This is a genomic window from Oerskovia paurometabola (assembly GCF_016907365.1).
GTDB classification, from domain to species: domain Bacteria; phylum Actinomycetota; class Actinomycetes; order Actinomycetales; family Cellulomonadaceae; genus Oerskovia; species Oerskovia paurometabola.
Window position 1 is genome coordinate 2,041,225 of record NZ_JAFBBV010000001.1, and the last position, 14,521, is coordinate 2,055,745.

12 protein-coding genes are annotated in these 14,521 nt (G+C 73.1%); 6 read left to right on the forward strand and 6 right to left on the reverse strand.

Annotated features, from left to right (window positions below; genetic code table 11):
* Positions 1–154 precede the first annotated feature (154 nt).
* Positions 155–727 (reverse strand): TetR/AcrR family transcriptional regulator, encoded by a 573-nt coding sequence (locus JOD48_RS09135; protein ID WP_191791385.1) that lies wholly within the window; start codon positions 725–727, stop codon positions 155–157.
* Positions 728–801: 74 nt separating this feature from the next.
* Between JOD48_RS09135 and JOD48_RS09140 the strand changes: the two genes are divergently transcribed.
* Together JOD48_RS09140 and JOD48_RS09145 are read left to right on the forward strand one after the other, a co-directional pair.
* Positions 802–1,425, forward strand: a complete 624-nt coding sequence (locus JOD48_RS09140; RefSeq protein ID WP_204808664.1) for a sugar O-acetyltransferase — start codon at positions 802–804, stop codon at positions 1,423–1,425.
* A gap of 92 nt (positions 1,426–1,517) precedes the next feature.
* Positions 1,518–4,898 carry an AfsR/SARP family transcriptional regulator gene (locus tag JOD48_RS09145; RefSeq protein WP_204808667.1) on the forward strand — a complete coding sequence of 1,127 codons (3,381 nt, stop codon included), beginning with the start codon at positions 1,518–1,520 and terminating at the stop codon, positions 4,896–4,898.
* A gap of 63 nt (positions 4,899–4,961) precedes the next feature.
* On the opposite strand, the gene JOD48_RS09150 is transcribed toward JOD48_RS09145, so the two are convergent.
* The 3 genes from JOD48_RS09150 to JOD48_RS09160 form a co-directional block, all read right to left on the reverse strand.
* A complete protein-coding gene (locus JOD48_RS09150; RefSeq protein WP_204808669.1) occupies positions 4,962–5,795 on the reverse strand; it encodes an ABC transporter permease in 834 nt (277 codons plus the stop codon).
* Positions 5,792–6,820, reverse strand: coding sequence for an ATP-binding cassette domain-containing protein (locus JOD48_RS09155; RefSeq protein WP_191791381.1), 1,029 nt, complete (start codon positions 6,818–6,820; stop codon positions 5,792–5,794). Before JOD48_RS09155 ends, JOD48_RS09150 begins: the two co-directional genes overlap by 4 nt.
* A gap of 176 nt (positions 6,821–6,996) precedes the next feature.
* Complete coding sequence (locus tag JOD48_RS09160; RefSeq protein WP_204808671.1) at positions 6,997–7,935, reverse strand: COX15/CtaA family protein; 939 nt, start codon at positions 7,933–7,935, stop codon at positions 6,997–6,999.
* Between the two features lie 194 nt (positions 7,936–8,129).
* On the opposite strand from JOD48_RS09160, the gene JOD48_RS09165 reads away from it, so the two are divergent.
* Positions 8,130–8,957: a hypothetical protein gene (locus JOD48_RS09165; protein WP_204808673.1), complete on the forward strand. Its 828-nt coding sequence runs from the start codon at positions 8,130–8,132 to the stop codon at positions 8,955–8,957.
* Positions 8,958–8,997: 40 nt separating this feature from the next.
* Here JOD48_RS09165 and JOD48_RS09170 read toward each other — a convergent pair whose 3' ends face one another.
* A complete protein-coding gene (locus tag JOD48_RS09170) occupies positions 8,998–9,804 on the reverse strand; it encodes an ABC transporter permease (RefSeq protein ID WP_191791378.1) in 807 nt (268 codons plus the stop codon).
* Positions 9,801–10,760, reverse strand: a complete 960-nt coding sequence (locus tag JOD48_RS09175) for an ABC transporter ATP-binding protein (protein ID WP_191791377.1) — start codon at positions 10,758–10,760, stop codon at positions 9,801–9,803. The genes JOD48_RS09170 and JOD48_RS09175 overlap by 4 nt, the downstream gene beginning before the upstream one ends.
* Before the next feature lie 171 nt (positions 10,761–10,931).
* Between JOD48_RS09175 and JOD48_RS09180 the strand changes: the two genes are divergently transcribed.
* Genes JOD48_RS09180 through sufD form a run of 3 tightly spaced genes read left to right on the forward strand, consistent with a single transcriptional unit; the run spans position 10,932 to position 14,520 of the window.
* Positions 10,932–11,831, forward strand: a complete 900-nt coding sequence (locus JOD48_RS09180; RefSeq protein WP_204808675.1) for a helix-turn-helix transcriptional regulator — start codon at positions 10,932–10,934, stop codon at positions 11,829–11,831.
* 1 nt (position 11,832) lies between these two features.
* Complete coding sequence (sufB, locus tag JOD48_RS09185) at positions 11,833–13,287, forward strand: Fe-S cluster assembly protein SufB (RefSeq protein WP_191791376.1); 1,455 nt, start codon at positions 11,833–11,835, stop codon at positions 13,285–13,287.
* The gene (gene sufD, locus JOD48_RS09190) at positions 13,288–14,520 is read left to right on the forward strand and encodes a Fe-S cluster assembly protein SufD (RefSeq protein WP_204808676.1); all 1,233 of its coding nucleotides are present in this window, start codon (positions 13,288–13,290) and stop codon (positions 14,518–14,520) included.
* The last annotated feature ends 1 nt before the right edge of the window (position 14,521 follow it).

Here is a 14,521-nt window from a genome sequence, read left to right on the forward strand (position 1 = left end):
CGACGACGGTGGCGCGGGGGCGGAGGTCCGGGGCGGTGGGCCGGGGGGCGTCCGCGGGCGGTCCGAGAAAACCATACACTGATAGGTAAATGGTCCGGCGCGAAGGAGCGAGAGGGTGGAGGGACGCCGCCAGAACCCCCGGCGCGGCCGTGGACTAGGGCCGCGCCAGGCCGAGCACGTCGTACAGCAGCGTGTCGAGCGGGCCCTCGAGGCTCGCTTCGTCGTCGACCATCCACTGGAGCTGCGCTCCGTCGGCGGTCGCCAGGATCAGACGGGCGAGAGCGTCGGGGTCGAGGCGCCCGGGCAGCTCGCCGGCCTCCTGCCGGGCGACGACGTCGTCGCGCAGCGTGGCCCGCAGACCCGCGTACCGCTGGGCCAGGACCTCGTGCGCCGGGTGCTCACGGTCGCGGGCCGCGGCCGTGAGGGACACGAACAGCTCGACGAGGCCGGGGCGCTCGGCGTTGCCCCGGACGTTCTCGGCGAGCGTGCGGGGAGCGTCGTGGTGCAGGGGCCGACCGGTCTGGTCCCGTCGCACGATCACCTGGGTCAGCAGGTCCTCGCGCGAGTCGAAGTAGTGCATGACCCCCGCGACCGTGAGCCCGCAGCGCGCCGCGATGGTCCGCAGGCTCGTGCCGCGGTACCCCTCGTCGGCGAAGACCTCGAGCGCGACGTCGAGGATCTCCTCGCGCTTGAGCCGCCCCTTCGCGTACACCCCGTCCCTCGCCACCCGACGATCCTATGCGTGACCGCACCCTGCCGACCGGTAGCGTGCGACGCCCACCGAACGACCAGGAGACCACGATGACCACCGAGCAGTACCGCTCCGTCCGAGCACGCATGAACACGGGCGAGCCCTACGTGGACTTCGGCGACGGCCTCGAGCAGCTCGAGGCCGAGCGCGTCGCGGGCAAGGAGCTCGCCTACGACTTCAACCACTCACGACCGGGCCAGGTCGCCGAGCGTGCCGCCATCCTGGGCGAGCTGTTCGGGTCGATCGGCGAGGGTGTGTGGATCGAGCCGCCGCTCAGCGTGTCCTACGGGTCGCACGTGCACCTCGGGGACCACGTCTACGCCAACTTCGACCTGGTCCTCGTCGACGACGCCGACATCCACGTCGGTGACCGGGTCCTGTTCGCCCCGCACGTCACGATCGCCACGGCCGGTCACCCCCTCTCGCCCGAGGCCCGTCGCGGCGGGTCCCAGTTCTCGCTGCCCGTGCGCATCGAGGACGACGTCTGGATCGGGTCGAACGTCGTCGTCCTGCCCGGGGTCACGATCGGCGCGGGCTCGGTCATCGGCGCCGGCAGCGTCGTGACGCGCGACGTCCCGCCGCGCGTGCTCGCGGTCGGCTCGCCGTGCCGCGTGCTGCGCCCGGTCGACGACCAGGACCGCGAGGCGCTCGCCGCGGGGACGCCGGTCGCCTGACGCGGACGGACCCGTGCCCGACGGCGTCGCGCTCCGTCGGGCCCCGGCGTCACCGCCAGGGTGCGCGGCCCGCGCGCACTAGAGTGTGGCGGGTGTCCTCGTCGGTTCCGCGCCCTCGCGCTCTCGTCCTCGGGCCGGTAGTCGTCGAAGGGCGCCACGGGGCCCTCGTCGCTCCCTCCAGCGCTCGCGCGAGAGCCCTGGTCGTCGCGCTCGTGCTCGCGCAGGGTCGGACCGTGAGCGCCTCGGCGCTGATCACGGACCTCTGGCCCGACGAGCAGCCGGCCGACCCTCGTGCGGCGCTCCAGAGCCTCGTCTCCCGCACGCGCGCCGTGCTGGCCGAGGGGGCGCTCGTCTCGGCCCCCGGCGGCTACGTGCTGCTCACCGAGAGCGACCTCGACGTCGCTCGCGAGCGCACCCGTGAGGCCGCGGTCGCGCTCGCGGCGGGAGACGCCCTCGGGGCCGTCGCGTCCGCACGCGCGGCGCTCGACCTGTGGCGGGGCGAACCCGGCGACGACCTGCTCGACCTGGTCGGCAGCCCGGTCGGTGAGGATCTCGTCGCGACGGCCGAGCGCCGCCGCGCCGAGGCAGAGCAGGCCCTCCTCGACGCCCTCCTCGCCGCGGGCGACCACCAGGACGCCGTCGGGTGGGCCGAGCGAGCGGTCGAGCGGGCACCGCTCGACGAGGACGCGCACCTCGCGCTCCTGCGCGCCTACGTGGGCGCCGGCCGCTCCGCCGACGCGCTGCGCACCTTCGGGGCGCTGCGCACCCGGCTCGCCGACGAGCTGGGCGCCGACCCGCGTGCCGACCTGGTCGCGCTCAACACGGGCATCCTGCAGGGCACCGCCACGACCACCGCCACCGCTCCCGTCGCCGCCGGCAGCGGCAGCACCGACGGCACCGCAGCCCTCGCGCCGTCGTCCCGCCCACCACGCCGCGGCACGGTGCTCGGTCTGCGTGCGGCGCCCAACGCCCTGGTCGGGCGCGAGGCCGACGTCGTCACGATCCTCGGCCTGCTCGCGCGCTCCCGGCTCGTCACGGTGCTCGGGCCGGGCGGGATGGGCAAGACCCGGGCCGTCCAGGAGGTCGCGCGCCGCGCGGGCGCGACGACCCCGCTCGTGGCCGTCGTCGAGCTCGCCAGCGTGCGCACGGGCCAGGACATCGGCCTGGCCCTCACGTCCGCCCTGGAGATCCGTGACACGCGCGGCCTGCGGCTCGGGGACCAGGTCGCGCGCACCGAGGTCCACGAGCTCGTCGCGGACCGCCTCGGGGAGACCGAGACCCTGCTCGTGCTCGACAACTGCGAGCACGTCGTGGACGAGGCCGCCGCGTGGGCCGCCGAGCTCCTCGCCGTGGCCCCCGGGCTCACGATCCTCACGACCAGCCGGTCACCCCTGCAGGTCGGCGGCGAGCAGGTGCACCCTCTCGAACCGCTCGCGACGACCGGCGTCGTGGGCGGCGGGGCAGGGCCCGCCGTCGAGCTCTTCCGCGCCCGGGCGCTCGCGGCCCGCCCCGGCACCGACCTGCCCGACGACGTCGTCGAACGGCTCTGCGCGCACCTCGACGGCCTGCCGCTCGCGATCGAGCTCGCTGCGGCGCGCGTGCGCACGCTGTCCGTCCAGGAGATCGAGCGCCGCCTCGACGCCCGCTTCGCGCTGCTCACCACGGGCGACCGCAGCGCCCCCGCGCGCCACCGGACCCTGCACGCCGTCATCGACTGGAGCTGGAACCTCCTCACCGCACCCCAGCAGGAGCTGCTGCGCCGCCTGTCCCTGCTGCCCGACGGGTTCGGCGTGCAGACGGCCCAGGCGGCCTCCGCCGTCGGGCTCGACGACGTCGAGGCGCTCGTCAACCAGTCCCTCCTGACCGTGACCGACGAACCTCTGTGCCGCACCGCGCGCTACCGCATGCTCGAGACCGTGCGTGAGTTCGGCGCGCTCGCGCTCGACGAGGCCGGTGAGCGCGAGACCGCCCAGGAAGCGACCTACCGATGGGCGGTCGACCTCGCACGTCGCGAGGTCGCCCGCCTCGAAGGGACCAGGCAGGTCCCCGCGATGCTCGCCCTGCGCGTCGAGCAGGAGAACCTCCTGCACGTGCTGCGCACGGCGCTCGCGGCCGACCGCGCCGACGTGGTCCTGCCCGTCTTCCACGCGCTCGGCCTGCACTGGTCCCTGCGCGGTGCGCACACCGAGGTCGTCGGGCTCGGCCGCGACGTGCTGCGCGTCGTCGCGGGCTGGCAGGGCAGGCTCGTGCGGGGCATACCGGACGTCCCCGTCGAGCAGCTCACGCGCGAGGCGGGCATCGTGCTGTTCCTGCTCACCGCCTCGACGCCCAACGGGGACCCGGCCACCGGGGTCCGGGCCGCGGCGAGGCTGCGGCGCCTGCACCGCGACGCCGACATCGGCTCGCGCGCGGCCGCGCTCACCGACCTCCTGGCCGACGCGGGCGACCCGCTCGGCATGGGGCCGCGGCTCGCCGAGCTCCACACGTCCGACGACCCGTTCGTCGCGCTCGTGGCTCATCTGCTCAGCGCGCAGCTCTCGGAGAACAACGGACGCCTCGACGAGGCGATCGCCCAGGTCACGGTCGCGCACGGGTTCGCGACGCGCACCCAGGACACGTGGGGAGCCGCGACGTCGGCGCTCTTCCTCGCCCAGCTCGCGAGCGAGCAGGGCGACGCCGCGCGGGCGCTCGAGTGGGTGGACACGGCCCGCGAGGGGCTCGGCAGGCTGCACGCCGACGAGGACCTGCGCCAGCTCGACTGGCTCGAGGCGACCAACCTCGCGCTCGTCGGGCGCGTCGCGGAGGCAGAGCCGCTGTTCACGTCGCTCGTCGAGACCGACGACGACCCCGTGCCCTCCGGGATCGGGGGGACCGCGCACGAGCTGCGCTCGATCGGGCACGCCGGGCTGGCCGAGATCGCCGTCGCCCGCGGTGACCACGCGCGCGCCCTGGCCGAGCTCGAGGCCGCCAACGCGGCGGTCGGGAGCGGGGCCGCGCGGCGCTCGCCCTGGTACACGATGTTCGCGGCCGGCTGGCTGTCGACCCTGCTGCTGCCCGCGCCCGGGACGACCGGGCCGTGGGAGCCGGACGCGTTGCCCTCGGCCCAGGCCGAGCGCCTGGCCCGCGAGCTGCGGGTGCGGATGATCGCCGGTCATCGCGCCGCGCCCGGCATGGTCGACTACCCCGTCCTCGGCACGGCCGCGCTCGCCCTCGGGGCGTACCTGTGGGCCTCCCCGGGCCTCGACCGGGTCGACGACGGGCTCACCCTCCTCGAGCTCGCGCGCCGCATGGGAGCACGCCAGGACGTTCCCTCGCTCCGCACGCCCGCGCACGTCGCCTGGGCGCGCACCCTGCACGGTGACGCGCACGTGGACGAGGTGCGCGACGCCGTCGGGCAGCTGGGGCACGACGACCTGCCCGACCGGGTCATCAAGATCCTGCGCACCGCACCCTGGACCCGGCCCACGGCATGACGGGCGGGCGGTGCCCCGGCAGGATCCGCCGGGGCACCGCCCGCCCGTGGTCGATCGCGACGCTCAGGCCTTGCGCATGTACGCCCGCACCGTGAGCGGGGCGAAGACCGCGACGATGACCGCCGCCCCGACGAGCGAGATCACGGCGTCCGCACCGAGCACCCCGTCGTTCGTCAGCTCGCGCACCGCGGTGACCAGGTGCGAGACCGGGTTGAGGTTCACGAAGCCCTGGAGCCAGCCCGGCATGGTGTCGGGCTGGACGAACGCGTTCGACAGGAACGTGAGCGGGAACAGGATGATCATCGAGATCCCCTGGACGCTCGACGCCGTCCGGGCGATCACGCCGAAGAACGCGAAGATCCAGCTCACGGCCCACGAGCACACGATCACGAGCAGGCCGGCCAGGACGACCGAACCCAGGCCGCCCGCCGGGCGGTAGCCCATGGCGTAGCCCATCGCGAACGTGAGCGTCGTCGCGATGCCGTACCGGACGGTGTCCGCGAGCAGCGCGCCCGACAACGGCGCGATGCGCGCGATCGGCAGCGAGCGGAAGCGGTCGAACACGCCCTTGTCCATGTCCTCGCGGAGCTGGACGCCCGTGACGACCGACGTCGTGATGACGGTCTGCACGAGGATGCCCGGGATGATGGTCGGCAGGTAGCTCACGACGTCGCCCGCGATCGCGCCGCCGAAGATGTACGTGAACATGAGCGTGAACAGGATCGGCTGGACCGTCACGTCGACGAGCTGCTCGGGCGTCCGGCGGATCTTGAGGAGCCCGCGGTACGCCATGGTGACCGTGTGGCGGACCGTCTGGCCGGCGCTCGTGCGGTTGGACAGGCTGCGGTCGGAGCCGGCCTGGATCTGCTGACGGGGAGCGGTGAGGGTCGTGGTCATCGCAGGGCTTCCTCTCGCGTGCTGGTGGTGGCGTGGGCGACGTCGCCGGCGGCAGCCGTGCCCGGGCTGTCGTCCTCGACGTCGGCCGCGACGCCGTGGCCCGTGAGGGTCAGGAACACCTCGTCGAGGCTCGGCTTGTCCATGCTGATCGAGTCGACCGCGATGCGGGCCTCGCGCAGCCGGACCAGGAGGTCCGTGACCTCGTCGGGGCCCGTCACCGGGACCGTGATGCGCCGGGCCTCGGGGGACGTGGTCGCGGGCACGCCGAACGTCGTCACGATGTCGAGCGCCGACCCCAGGTCCGCGGCCGCGACGAGCCCGAGCTGGAGCGACTGGTTGCCCACCGCGTCCTTGAGCTCGTCGGCCGTGCCCTCCGCGACCACGCGGCCCCGGTCGATGACCGCGATCCGGTCCGCGAGCTGGTCCGCCTCGTCCAGGTACTGCGTCGTGAGCACGACCGTCGAACCCGTCGCGACGAGCTCGCGGATCGTGTCCCACATCTGCGCGCGGGTGCGAGGGTCGAGGCCCGTCGTGGGCTCGTCGAGGAAGATCAGCGGCGGCTGCGCGATGAGGCTCGCCGCGAGGTCCAGGCGACGGCGCATGCCGCCCGAGAAGTTCTTCAGGGGGCGCGTGGCCGCCTCGGTCAGGCCGAACGTCTCGAGGAGCTCGGCGGCCTTGCGTCGAGCCTCGGCCCGACCCAGTCCGAGCAGGCGCGAGAAGATCACGAGGTTCTCGGTCGCGCTCAGCGTCTCGTCGACCGAGGCGTACTGGCCCGTGACGCCTATGAGCTGGCGCACGACCTGGGACTCGCGGACGACGTCGTGCCCGAAGACCCGGGCCTCGCCCGCGTCGGGGCGCAGGAGCGTCGCGAGCATGCTGATGGTGGTGGTCTTGCCGGCGCCGTTCGGGCCGAGCACGCCGTACACCGAGCCGGTGCGGATGCTCAGGTCGACGCCGTCGACCGCCCGGTTGTCGCCGAACGTCTTGACGAGGCCGTGTGCCTCGACCGCCCATTCGTGGGTCATGGATTCCTCCTGGTGGCTGATGGACCCAGCCTCCGGGAGGTGCCTGTCACGGCGGTGTCAGGGCGCTGTCACGTCGCTGTCGCCGCCGGGGCCCCCGGCGGCTCCCTGGACGCAGAAGGGCCACCGTCCCGAGGGGACGGTGGCCCTTCTGGAACGCCGTGCGGCGCCCGGAGCGATCAGTCGCGGACGCGGAACGAGAGCAGCGTCCAGGTGAGCGACGTGATGAGCAGGCCGGCGCCCAGCATGTGCGCCGCGACCAGGATCTCCGGCAGGCCCGTGAAGTACTGCACGTAGCCGATCAGGCCCTGCAGGAGCGTCACGGCGACCAGCACCACGACGGCCTTGCGGGCACGGGCGGGCGCGTCGGCCTGTCGGAGGACCCGCACCGCGAGCACGACGAGCACGATCAGGAAGAGCCACACCGAGGCCGCGTGGAGCTTGCTGACGAGCGCCGGGTCGAGGGCGAAGCGGTACGCGACCTCGTCGTCGCCCCCGTGCGGGCCCGAGCCCGTGGCCAGGACCCCCAGGACGAGGAGCGGCACCGAGACGGCCGCGAGCACGCGACCCACGACACGGGTGCCCGCGTCGACGACGGCCACCGGCGCCTTGTCGCCCTCGCCGTGGCGGTAGAGCAGGTACGCCGAGACCCACACGAGCGCGGCCGAGACGAGGAAGTGGAACCCGACGACCGCGGGGTGCAGGTGCAGCAGCACCGTGATGCCGCCGATCACGGCCTGCGCCGCGACACCACCGAGCGGCGCCCAGCCGAGTCGCCGGTACGAGGACGAGCGCGAGGCGTCCGTCCACACGAGCAGCAGGAGCGCGACCGCGATGATCCCCAGCACGCTCGTGAGCGTGCGGTTGCCGAACTCGATGATCGGGTGGATCGACATCGCGGAGTGGAACTCGGGCGTGAAGCTCCCGGGCTCGCACAGCGGCCACGTCGAGCAGCCGAGCCCCGAGCCCGTCAGACGCACCGCGCCCCCGGTCACGATGATGCCGATCTGGCCGACGAGGTTCGCGACGAGGACCGGTCGGGTCCAGCGGCGGAAGCGGTCGACCTTCGCGTACCAGGCGGGGGAGGTGGGTACGGGGGCGAGTTCTGCGCTGCTCACCGTCCAAAGGTAGCCGCGCGCGGAGCGGCGCCCGCCATCCGGGCGCGGCGTCCGGGTGTGATGTTGGCCCGGATCGGGCGCGGGGCCGCGGGAGAGCGAGCGGGCAGGCTCCGAGAGGCGAGCGTCGAGCAGGCGAGTTCTTGACACGACCGATACTCTGACGAGACTTTTTCTCGACCGTCCAGGGGGTTCGCATGGTTGCTCGCCGTCCGTCCGTCGTCGCTCGGCCCGGCCGCCTGCTGGCGGTGACCCTGACCCTGGGCGTCCTCGCAGGCTGTACGTCAGGGGACCAGGCGCAGCCGGGCCCGAGCGCAGCGCACGCGACGGACGGTGGAGGGACGAGCGCGCCGTCGGACCCGACGCCGAGCCCGACCTCGACCGCCGTGGACGGAGCAGGGGACGGCACCCAGGAACCGCCCGTGGTGACAGGACCTGCGGACGGCCCCGACGAGCACGTGCCGGACCCCGAGGAGCTGCGCCGGGTGCTGGTCGACACCTACACCCCGCTCATGGTGCTCCAGCCCCAGGGGTTCTCGGTGTCCCACAGGTTCCAGGCCCGTGACGGGTGGACCGTCCTGAGCTCGAACGGGAGGTGCGCCCTGTCCACCACCACGACCGCGGCTCCGACCGACGGCCCGACGGACGACGTCCCGGGCGCCGCACGGGACGCGTCGTTCGCGGTGCTCCGGGACGTCCTCGCCGCAGAGCGGGGAGCGAAGAACGTGTCCGCCGAGTCCGAGTCCCTCGTGCTCGGGGAGGAGCGGACCGAGCCACGGAAGGGGACCAACGTCGCGACCCAGGAGTGGACCGTCGACCGCGCAGGGTCGCCGGTCCGGAGCAGGGTCCTCGTCCGGGCGAGGACGTTCACGAGCTACTCCGGGGTGGCGATGCGGACCAGCACCGTCCTGTCCTTCGAGTGCACTGGCACGACGATCGACGAGAAGGCGTGGACCGCCGTGCTGGAGTGGCTGCGCCTGCCCGCCACGGCGGCAGAGGCCGCGGGGGCCTGGCCCGGCGCCTGAGGCGACCTGGGGCCGGCGGGCCCTCGGTGCCGGCAGACCCTCAGTGCCAGCGGAACAGCTTGCCCGCTCCCCACCCGAGGGCCGCGGTCCAGCCGAGCAGCACGACCACCGAGAACGCGGGCACCTCGCCGAGGAGCAGCGCTCCCCGCATGGCCTCGCCGAGCGCGCCCGACGGCAGCAGCAGCGCGACCTGCTCGAGCGCCCCGGGGAGCTGGGCCGCAGGGACGAGCACGCCGCCCGCGACGGTCAGCAGGACGAGCAGCAGGTTCGCGACCGCGAGCACGCCCTCGGCGCGCAGCGTCCCCGCGAGCAGGAGTGCGAGGCTCGTGAACGCCGCGGTGCCGAGCAGCACCGCGAGCAGCGCGGGCAGGATCCCCGCCGGGTCCGGGGACCAGCCCAGGGCGAGCGCGACCCCGCCGAGCACGACCACCTGGACCACCTCGACCGCGAGCACCCCGAGGATCTTCCCCGCGAGCAGGCCTCCGCGGCCCAGCGGCGTCGTGGACAGCAGCCGCAGGACGCCGTTGCGACGGTCGAACGCCGTCGCGATGGCCTGCGACGTGAACGCCGTCGACATGACGGCCAGCGCCAGGACGCCCGGGGTCACGAAGTCGATGCGCGAGTACCCCTGCGTGTCGAGGTCGATGAAGGACGTGCGAGCGAGCCCGACGAGCAGCATCACGGGCAGGATGATCGTCACGAGCAGCTGCTCGCCGTTGCGCAGGATCATGCGCGTCTCGAACGCCGTCTGCGACGCGACCCGGCGCCACGCGGGGGCGGCTCCGTCTGTCGCGGCCGGCGCGGCGGGGTCCGAGGCGACCGGGCCGGCCGTCGTCTGGTCGGTCATCGGAGCTCTCGTCCTGTCAGGTCGAGGAACACGTCCTCGAGGGTGCGGCGGCCGATCGTCAGGCGCGAGGCGAGCGCTCCCTCGTCCGCGAGCCACGCGGTCACGACGGCGACGGTCGACGGGTCGACCGGCCCGGTCACGCTGTACGAGCCGGGCTGCGTCTCGGTGACGGTCCACGCCGAGGCGGGCGACGTCGTCGGGCCGGACTCGACCCGCTTGCGGAGCGCACCGGTGTCCAGGCCCTCGCGGGCCTCCAGGCGCAGCGTGCGGTTCCCGTCCGCGGACGGGCCCGCGTGCAGGAGCTCGGCGGTCGCGCCCGAGGCGATGACCTGCCCGTGGTCCACGATGTACACGTGGTCCGCGAGGTCCTCGGCCTCGTCCATGAGGTGCGTCGTCAGGACGATCCCGACGCCGTCCGCGCGCAGCTCGCGCACGAGCTCCCACACCGCGTGGCGGCTCTGGGGGTCCATGCCCGCGCTCGGCTCGTCGAGGAACACGACCTCGGGCCGGCCCACGATCGCCGCGGCGAGCGCGAGGCGTTGACGTTGACCGCCCGACAGGCGCCGGACCGTCGTCCGGGCGAAGCTCGCGAGCCCCAGGCGTTCCGTGATCTCCGCCACGTCGCGAGGGTTCGCGTACATCGACGCGACGTGGTGCAGCATCTCCAGCGCGCGCACGCCCGTGGGCAGCCCGCCGTCCTGGAGCATGACCCCGACGCGCGGGCGCAGGTCGCGCGCGTTCAGCAGGGGGTCGAGGCCGAGGACCCGCACGCTGCCCTCGTCGGGGGCGCGCAGGCCTTCGCAGCACTCGATCGTGGTGGTCTTGCCGGCCCCGTTGGGGCCGAGGACGGCGGTCACGGCGCCTCGGGAGGCGGTCAGGCTCAGGTGGTCGACGACCGCCCGGCCGTCATAACGCTTGACCACGTCCTGGAGGACGACGGCGGGGGAGTCGGGCACGGTGGCGATTGTAGGGGAGCCGGCTGGGGGTGGCTGTGAGGTACGCCTTGCTTGCGTCGGAACAATTAGCGCATGAGACTGTTACCTATATCGACGACGCCTCCCGGGATCTTTGCGCGCCCGTGGGCCAGGCGGAAGGAACCCAGCAGGCCGACGACGTGGAGGTGAGGAATGAGCGACGACGCACGTACCTCCCGCGCCGTGCCGCCCGCAGGACCCCTCGCCCTCCAGGGCCCGAACGACACGCACGCCCCAGTCGACGGCGACGGCACCACGCGCGAGCGCGTCCTCGCGCTCATCGTCTCCGACGGTCCCGTGAGCGCTGCCTCGCTCGCGACCGACCTCGGCCTCACGCCCGCAGGCGTCCGCCGCCACCTCGCCCAGCTCGAGACCGACGGTCAGATCACCGTCCACGAGTCGGGCGCGGGCACCGGGATGCGCGGGCGTCCTGCCCGCCACTACGTCGCGACGAACCGCGGCCAGTCCGAGCTCTCGGGCGCCTACCCCGACCTCGCGACCCAGGCGCTGCGCTACCTGCGGGACGTCGCCGGGGAGGACGCGGTCGAGGAGTTCGCGCACCGCCGCCTCGAGGAGCTCACCGACCGCTACGCGAGCCGCATCACGGCCGACGACGTCGCGGGCCGTGCCGAGCAGCTCGCCACGGTCCTCGCGGAGGACGGGTTCGCGGCGAGCGTGCGCCCCGTCGCCGGGACCGCGACCGTCCAGCTCTGCCAGGGGCACTGCCCGGTCCAGCACGTCGCCGAGGAGTTCCCCCAGCTCTGCGACGCCGAGGCCCAGGTCTTCTCCCAGCTCCTCGGCTCGCACGTCCAGCGGCTCGCGACCCTCGCGGGCGGCGGGCACGCCTGCACGACCAACGTCCCCGTGCTCCCCGGGGTGACCCGCGCCCCCGAGGCGAGCGACGCCGTCGGGTACCAGACCACCGGACGCCGTGCCACCGCGCGCGGACCGCGCGCCCCGGCGCACCCCCCAGCACGACACCCCGAACCGACAGGTTCATCGACCACCGCCCCACCGCCCCCCTCCGTCGTCGACGGAACGTGGAAGGAATGACATGAGCGCTCCCACCCAGGACACCGCCGGCGTGTCCCAGAGCACCGGCCAGTCCGACGAGGAGATCATCGCCTCGATCGGCTCCTACGGCTACGGCTGGCACGACAAGGACGACGCCGGCGCGACGGCGCAGCGTGGCCTCTCCGAGGCGGTCGTGCGCAACATCTCCGCGCTCAAGAGCGAGCCCGAGTGGATGCTGAACTACCGCCTCAAGGCCCTGCGCCTGTTCGACAAGAAGCCCATGCCCAACTGGGGCAGCGACCTGTCGGGCATCGACTTCGACAACATCAAGTACTTCGTGCGGTCCACCGAGAAGCAGGCGACCTCGTGGGACGACCTGCCCGAGGACATCAAGGAGACCTACGACAAGCTCGGCATCCCCGAGGCGGAGAAGCAGCGCCTCGTCGCCGGCGTCGCGGCCCAGTACGAGTCCGAGGTGGTCTACCACCAGATCAACGAGGAGCTCGAGAAGCAGGGCGTCATCTTCCTCGACACCGACACCGCGCTGCGCGAGCACCCCGAGCTCTTCCAGGAGTACTTCGGCACCGTCATCCCCTCGGGTGACAACAAGTTCGCCGCGCTCAACTCGTCCGTGTGGTCCGGCGGCTCGTTCGTCTACGTCCCCCCGGGCGTCCACGTCGAGATCCCGCTCCAGGCCTACTTCCGCATCAACACGGAGAACATGGGCCAGTTCGAGCGCACGCTGATCATCGCGGACGAGGGCTCGTACGTGCACTACGTCGAGGGCTGCACCGCCCCGATCTACTCGAGCGACTCGCTGCACTCCGCGGTCGTCGAGATCATCGTCAAGAAGAACGCCCGCGTGCGTTACACGACCATCCAGAACTGGTCGAACAACGTGTACAACCTCGTCACCAAGCGTGCGACGGCCGCCGAGGGCGCGACGATGGAGTGGGTCGACGGCAACATCGGCTCCAAGGTCACCATGAAGTACCCCGCGATCTACCTGCTCGGCGAGCACGCCAAGGGCGAGACGCTGTCGATCGCGTTCGCGGGCGAGGGCCAGCACCAGGACGCGGGCGCCAAGATGGTGCACGCCGCCCCCCACACGTCCTCCTCGATCGTCTCGAAGTCCGTGGCGCGCGGCGGTGGGCGCACGTCCTACCGCGGTCTCGTCCAGGTCCTCGAGGGAGCGGAGCACTCCGCCTCCACCGTTCTGTGCGACGCGCTGCTCGTCGACCAGATCTCCCGGTCCGACACCTACCCGTACGTCGACGTCCGCGAGGACGACGTGTCGATGGGTCACGAGGCGACCGTGTCGCGCGTGAGCGAGGACCAGCTGTTCTACCTCATGTCCCGAGGCATGGCGGAGACCGAGGCCATGGCCATGATCGTGCGCGGGTTCGTCGAGCCCATCGCCCGTGAGCTGCCCATGGAGTACGCGCTCGAGCTCAACCGCCTCATCGAACTGCAGATGGAAGGGTCCGTCGGCTAAATGACTACTACTGCGAGCACCACACAGACCGAGCCGGTCGGCCTGAGCACGGACCACTCCCAGGCCGTCCAGGACGGCGCTCACTCGCACGGGGTCGGCGGCACGCCGCAGGGCTCCCGCGCCGAGCGCATCACCTCGTTCGACCCGGCCGTCATCACCGAGCCCACGGGCCGCGAGGAGGAGTGGCGCTTCTCCCCGGTCAAGCGCCTCGCCCCGCTGTTCTCGACCCAGCTCGGCAGCGCCGGCGTGCGCACGACCGTGGTCGAGGCCCCCGAGGTCAACGTCGCGATCGTCGGCCGTGACGACGAGCGCCTCGGCCGCGCGGGCGTCCCGGGCGACCGCACCGCCGTGACCGCGTGGAACGCGTTCGACGAGGCGACCGTCGTCACGATCCCGGCCGAGGCCGTGGCCAGCGACGTCACGTCCGTGCGTATCGAAGGACTGTCCGACGAGCCCACCGCGACGCACCTGCTGATCCAGGCCGAGCGCCACAGCGAGTCCGTCGTGGTCATCGACCACGTGGGTTCCGCGACGCTCACCGAGACCGTCGAGATCGTCGTCGAGGACGGCGCGCACCTCACGGTCGTCTCCGTGCAGGACTGGAGCGCGGGCGCCGTGCACGCGAGCTCGCACCGCGCTCGCATCGGCCGCGACGCCAAGCTCAAGCACGTCGTCGTGACCTTCGGCGGAGACGTCGTCCGCGTGACCCCGGACGCCGAGTTCACCGGTACCGGTGGCGAGGTCGAGATGGTCGGCCTGTACTTCGCGGACGCCGACCAGCACCAGGAGCACCGCCTCTTCGTCGACCACGCCGTGCCGAGCTGCAAGTCGCGCGTCACCTACAAGGGCGCGCTGCAGGGCGAGGGCGCGCACACGGTCTGGGTCGGCGACGTGCTGATCCGTACCGAGGCCGAGGGCACCGACACCTACGAGCTCAACCGCAACCTCGTCCTGTCGGACGGCGCGCGCGCGGACTCGGTGCCGAACCTCGAGATCGAGACGGGCCTCATCGAGGGAGCCGGGCACGCCTCGGCCACCGGTCGCTTCGACGACGAGCAGCTCTTCTACCTGCAGGCGCGCGGCATCCCCGAGGCCGACGCGCGTCGCCTCGTGGTCCGCGGGTTCTTCGCCGAGCTCATCCAGGAGATCGGCGTCCCCTCGGTCGAGGAGCGCCTGCTCACCTCGATCGAGGCCGAGCTCGCCAAGTCGATGAGCGTCATCGAAGGCCGGTGAC

Coding starts and splice junctions, on each gene's coding strand:
- JOD48_RS09150 (WP_204808669.1), bottom strand. CDS start 5,795: ATGACCACGACCCTCACCGCTCCCCGTCAGCAGATCCAGGCCGGCTCC.
- sufB (WP_191791376.1), top strand. CDS start 11,833: ATGAGCGCTCCCACCCAGGACACCGCCGGCGTGTCCCAGAGCACCGGC.
- JOD48_RS09170 (WP_191791378.1), bottom strand. CDS start 9,804: ATGACCGACCAGACGACGGCCGGCCCGGTCGCCTCGGACCCCGCCGCG.
- JOD48_RS09155 (WP_191791381.1), bottom strand. CDS start 6,820: ATGACCCACGAATGGGCGGTCGAGGCACACGGCCTCGTCAAGACGTTC.
- JOD48_RS09140 (WP_204808664.1), top strand. CDS start 802: ATGACCACCGAGCAGTACCGCTCCGTCCGAGCACGCATGAACACGGGC.
- JOD48_RS09165 (WP_204808673.1), top strand. CDS start 8,130: ATGGTTGCTCGCCGTCCGTCCGTCGTCGCTCGGCCCGGCCGCCTGCTG.
- sufD (WP_204808676.1), top strand. CDS start 13,288: ATGACTACTACTGCGAGCACCACACAGACCGAGCCGGTCGGCCTGAGC.
- JOD48_RS09180 (WP_204808675.1), top strand. CDS start 10,932: ATGAGCGACGACGCACGTACCTCCCGCGCCGTGCCGCCCGCAGGACCC.